This window comes from Ruficoccus amylovorans (genome assembly GCF_014230085.1).
GTDB classification, from domain to species: domain Bacteria; phylum Verrucomicrobiota; class Verrucomicrobiia; order Opitutales; family Cerasicoccaceae; genus Ruficoccus; species Ruficoccus amylovorans.
In genome coordinates this window covers 1-4,290 of sequence record NZ_JACHVB010000008.1, presented here as the reverse complement: position 1 = coordinate 4,290, position 4,290 = coordinate 1, and the positions used below count along the sequence as shown (strand labels likewise).

The following is a 4,290-nucleotide window of genomic DNA, read 5'->3' as shown; positions in this document are numbered from 1 at the left end:
TGGCGTGACCTCCTAGAATCGTACCATTGCGTTTGAGACCCTGGCGGGTAGAACCCGACCAGAAGTATGAAACGAAAGAGATACACCGAAGAGCAAATCGTGGCGCTCCTGCGCGAGGCAGACGAAGGCCGCAGCGTGGACGATGTTTGCCGCGAGCACAATGTGAGCAAAGCGAGCTTCCATCGTTGGAAGAGCAAGTACGGACAGATGGAGCTGCGCGATGTGAAGCGTCTGAAGGAGCTTGAGCGCGAGAACGCCGAGCTGAAGAAACTGGTGGCCGACCAGCTTTTGAACATCAAAGTACTGGAGCAGGTAAACGCAAAAAAATGGTAAGCCCGGGGCACAAGCGCGAAGCGGTGCGCGAGGTGGCCGAGTCGGGAACGTGCTCGTTACGGGCCGCCTGTCGGTATCTTCGTCTGCACTGGTCGAGCTTCTGCTACCGGGCTAAAACCGCCACCGACAAGATGGTTCGCCTCGTGCGTGCGATCATCGCGGTGAGCCGGACCAACCCGCGCTACGGTTATCGTCGCGTACGAGCGCTGCTGGCCAACGAAGGCTGGCAGGTCAGCCGCAAGCTGGTACAAAAGGTACGCCGGGCTGAAGGGCTGGGCGTGAAGCCGCCGCGCCCCCGGCAACGGCGTCAGGGCAAGTCCACCGGCAAGATCCCGACCGCGGCGACGCATCCGCGGCACGTGTGGAGTTGGGACTTCGTGGCGGATCGCACCGACAATGGAGCGCCTCTGCGGGTGCTCAGTCTGATCGACGAGTTTACCCGCCAGTGCATCAGCCTGACGGTGGCTCGCGGGCTGAAGTCAGCCGACATCGTCGCGGCCTTGGACAAAGCCATCGCCAAGCACGGTGCTCCCGAGCACATCCGTTCCGACAACGGGCCGGAGTTTATCGCTACGGCGACCAAGGACTACCTGGAATCCAAACGCATCAAAACCCTCTACATCGAGCCGGGCTCGCCCTGGCAAAACCCTCACGTGGAGAGCTTCCACAACCGCCTGCAGGACGAGTGCCTCAAGCAGGAGTGGTTCCTCTCCCTGACCGAAGCGCGCGTCGTCATCGAAAACTGGCGACGCAAATACAACAGCCAGCATCCGCACAGCCGTTTGGGCTTTATATCCCCCGACGCCTTTGCCAAACTCTGGCATCAAACCAAGGCAGTGCTTGGCTCCGTTCGCCCTACGGGCTCACTGCACCAAGCACTCCCGCAAACCATAACCCAACCAACATAATCCTACCCAGCCAGCGTCTCATCGCTCTGGTACGAAAAGTGGGGGCCGACCAATTGGCTCAAAATCCGATGTCAGATGCAAGCGCTCCAAAGAGTGTAAGACCTCAGTCTGACTTACCTTCGCACAATTGCCCAAAGCCCCAATGCACGCGATCTGAACAATAACGGGAGTGCCCCGATCATTGAGAATCTGCATCAACAATTCACACGACTGAGTCGCTTTAGAATGCCCCAGCATCTGAATCGCTGAGATTCGCGATTCCGTCGAAGAACTCTTATTGTTCAATATGCTTGAAGCACCATTAATTAAGTCCTCACGCCCGAACACATCAGGAAATTCCTCAGAAAGGTACCCCATTTTTTCCCTGTCGCGGGCGCACCAACCCACCCCGCCACACAAGATCCCGCCTCCACCCCGGAGCGGGATTTTTTGTAACTCGCTGCCAGCAAAAGCTTACGAAACTGCGCCGCCAAAGGCCGCTTTCTGAGTTTCAACCACCAGAATCACCCCTTTCCACAGACCCCACGCCCCCGCCAAAAATCCGGCCCCTTTTTCTGAAAACCACCTCAGAATCGCCCCAGCTAAATCAACAGTTTTGGAGGTCTGGGGGTATGCAGAAAAAACGCAAACAACATGTTCTTATTGGTAACCGTCCGGGCTTGGTCCCACTTTTCAAAGCAGGCAGTCTGGTGTAAGATTTGTGGATGGATTTGGAGTTGGTGGATACGGGGGCGAAGCGCGACAGTCGGGGTCGTCGGATCGAGAGTCGTGAGGAGCGTGAGCGTTTACTTGAGAGCTACGATGGGAGCGGATTGACGCAGAAGGCCTTTGCGCGGCGCGAGGGAGTGGCCTACAACACGCTGGTGTACTGGCTCAAGCAGCGTCGCGAGCGCAGTCAGGCAGGTGGAGGCGTCGAGTCTAAACCTCTTTTCCATGAGATGACGGTGCCGTCCTGCGGGGCCTCTTTGTTGGAGGTATGTTTGCCGGAGGGGCTGATCTTGCGCGGGGGCGATGCGCAGTCGCTGGCGGCATTGGTCAAGGCGTTGCGATGCTGAGCTTGCCCCATCAGCTGCGAGTTTTTGTGGCGGTGGAGCCGGTGGACATGCGCAAGCAGTTTGACGGGCTGTGGGCGGTGGCACGGGACCACTTGGGCGAAGATCCCAAGGGCGGGGCGCTGTTCGCCTTTACGAACAAGACGCGCAACCGCCTAAAGCTGCTGTATTTTGACGGGACGGGGGTGTGGGTGTTTGCCAAGCGCATCGAGCAGGGGCGGCTGAGCTGGCCGATCGGCAGCGACACACGCAAGCTGACGATCACCCCGGCGGCGATGACCATGCTGATGAACGGCATCGACCTGAAGCAGGGGACGCTCAAGGCGTGGTACGAGCGTTAAAATCAGCACGGTTCTCAACACTGTCTTGACGGCCATCGTATCATGTTTTGGATACAGGCATGGACAGCGACGCGGGCTCCCCGGATGTGGAACAGTTGCGGCGCATCGTCGATGAGCAAAACGGCGTGATTGCGGTTTTACGCGAGCAGGTGGACTGGCTCAAAAAGCAGCTCTTCGGGGCGGGCAAAAGTGAGAAGCTCGACAGCGCTCAACTGCGCTTGCGCCTGGACGACCTGGAGCGCCAACTCGAAGCGGTCGAAAAACAAAGTATCGCTTACGAACGTCGTGCCCCCAAGGCGGGCAAACATGAAACGCCTGCTGAGCGCTTCAAGGACCTGCCGGTGGAGGAGACCGTGGTGATTGAGCCGCCGGAGGTGCAGGCCGAGCCGGAAGCCTTTGAGAAGATCGCCGAAGAAGAGACCCTTGAAGTCGATATCCACCCGCCGAAGCTGTTTAAACGCCGCCTCGTTCGCCCCAGGTATCGCCGCAAGCTTGACCGCTCGCAGCCGCCGGTGGTGGCCCCCGCGCCCAGGCGCGTGATCGACGGCAGCTACGCTTCGGCGGGCCTGTTGGCCTGGATCGTTTTAAGCAAATACGTGCAGCACCAGCCGCTTTACCGCCAGGAAAAAGCCTCGTCCATGTGGGGCGCACCTTTGTCACGAAAAACCATGACAGACTGGGTCGAGGCCGTAGCCGAGTGGCTCAAGCCCATCTACAACTACATGCGAACGGACTTGCTCGCGGGCCCCTACATCCAGGCGGACGAGACGCCGGTGCGCTACTGCGACTCCGACCACAAAAAAGGCAAAACCGAACAGGGCTGGCTCTGGGCCATCTCGCGGCCCGGCGGCGACGTCGTCTTTGACTGGCGGCTCTCTCGCCGACACGGCGAGCTGACGTCATTGCTGGACGGATACACCGGCCTGCTCCAGTCCGATGCCTACGGCGCCTACGAAGACTATGCCTCGGGCAACAAGGACGTCATCGCCCTGGGCTGCATGGCCCACGTCCGGCGCAAGTTTTACGACGCCCTCGCCTCCAACAAACGCGAAGCCACCCTCGTGCTCCGACTCATGGCCAGGCTTTACGAACGCGAGGCCACTTACCGCGAAGAAAACCTCGTCCCCGACGAGCGCAAACGCCGCCGTCAGCGAGAAAATGAGATCACGCTGACCCGCCTGCAAAAGGTCATCTCCCTCGCCAGCCGAAAGGCCCTCCCCAAGTCCGCCCTCGGCAAGGCCTGCGCCTACGCCATCTCCCAGTGGCCCCAGCTCGTTGCCTTCCAAAAACACGGCATCGCCGAGATCGACAACAACCTCATGGAAAATGCCATCCGCCCCTCAGCCCTGGGAAAGAAAAACTTCCTCTTCATCGGACACCCCGAGGCCGGCCAACGATCCGCCATCATCTACTCCATCGTCGTCTCCTGCCAGCGCCACAACATCGAACCCTTCCAATACCTGCGCAACATCCTCTCGCGCCTCCCCAATATGACCAACCAGCACGACATCAGCGCTCTGTCACCTGCCAAATGGTCACCAATAGCAACCCAAGCCTGAATCCAAATCGTAACCAGTGGGAAACCCCAAGGGTTACCAGAGAGAAAAATCCACCCTCACAAAGGCAACTCAAGCAGGACACACTCCGGACGCTTAC

Annotated in this window: 5 protein-coding genes; all 5 read left to right on the top strand. The window is 59.3% G+C overall.

Going from position 1 to position 4,290, the window contains the following annotated elements; genetic code table 11:
* Positions 1–66 precede the first annotated feature (66 nt).
* The 5 genes from H5P28_RS00595 (at position 67) to tnpC (ending at position 4,193) form a co-directional block, all read left to right on the top strand.
* The gene (locus H5P28_RS00595; RefSeq protein WP_185673679.1) at positions 67–333 is read left to right on the top strand and encodes a transposase; all 267 of its coding nucleotides are present in this window, start codon (positions 67–69) and stop codon (positions 331–333) included.
* Entirely contained in the window at positions 327–1,241 is a 915-nt protein-coding gene (locus tag H5P28_RS00590) for an IS3 family transposase (protein WP_185673678.1), read from the top strand. Before H5P28_RS00595 ends, H5P28_RS00590 begins: the two co-directional genes overlap by 7 nt.
* A gap of 704 nt (positions 1,242–1,945) precedes the next feature.
* Positions 1,946–2,296: an IS66 family insertion sequence element accessory protein TnpA gene (tnpA, locus tag H5P28_RS00585; RefSeq protein ID WP_185673692.1), complete on the top strand. Its 351-nt coding sequence runs from the start codon at positions 1,946–1,948 to the stop codon at positions 2,294–2,296.
* Complete coding sequence (gene tnpB, locus H5P28_RS00580) at positions 2,290–2,634, top strand: IS66 family insertion sequence element accessory protein TnpB (RefSeq protein ID WP_185673693.1); 345 nt, start codon at positions 2,290–2,292, stop codon at positions 2,632–2,634. The genes tnpA and tnpB overlap by 7 nt, the downstream gene beginning before the upstream one ends.
* A 59-nt stretch (positions 2,635–2,693) precedes the next feature.
* Entirely contained in the window at positions 2,694–4,193 is a 1,500-nt protein-coding gene (gene tnpC / locus H5P28_RS00575; RefSeq protein WP_185673694.1) for an IS66 family transposase, read from the top strand.
* Positions 4,194–4,290 lie beyond the last annotated feature (97 nt).

Bases quoted from the DNA above. Each gene is read 5' to 3' on its own strand.
- tnpB (WP_185673693.1), top strand. From the start codon at position 2,290: ATGCTGAGCTTGCCCCATCAGCTGCGAGTTTTTGTGGCGGTGGAGCCG.
- tnpC (WP_185673694.1), top strand. From the start codon at position 2,694: ATGGACAGCGACGCGGGCTCCCCGGATGTGGAACAGTTGCGGCGCATC.
- H5P28_RS00595 (WP_185673679.1), top strand. From the start codon at position 67: ATGAAACGAAAGAGATACACCGAAGAGCAAATCGTGGCGCTCCTGCGC.
- H5P28_RS00590 (WP_185673678.1), top strand. From the start codon at position 327: ATGGTAAGCCCGGGGCACAAGCGCGAAGCGGTGCGCGAGGTGGCCGAG.
- tnpA (WP_185673692.1), top strand. From the start codon at position 1,946: ATGGATTTGGAGTTGGTGGATACGGGGGCGAAGCGCGACAGTCGGGGT.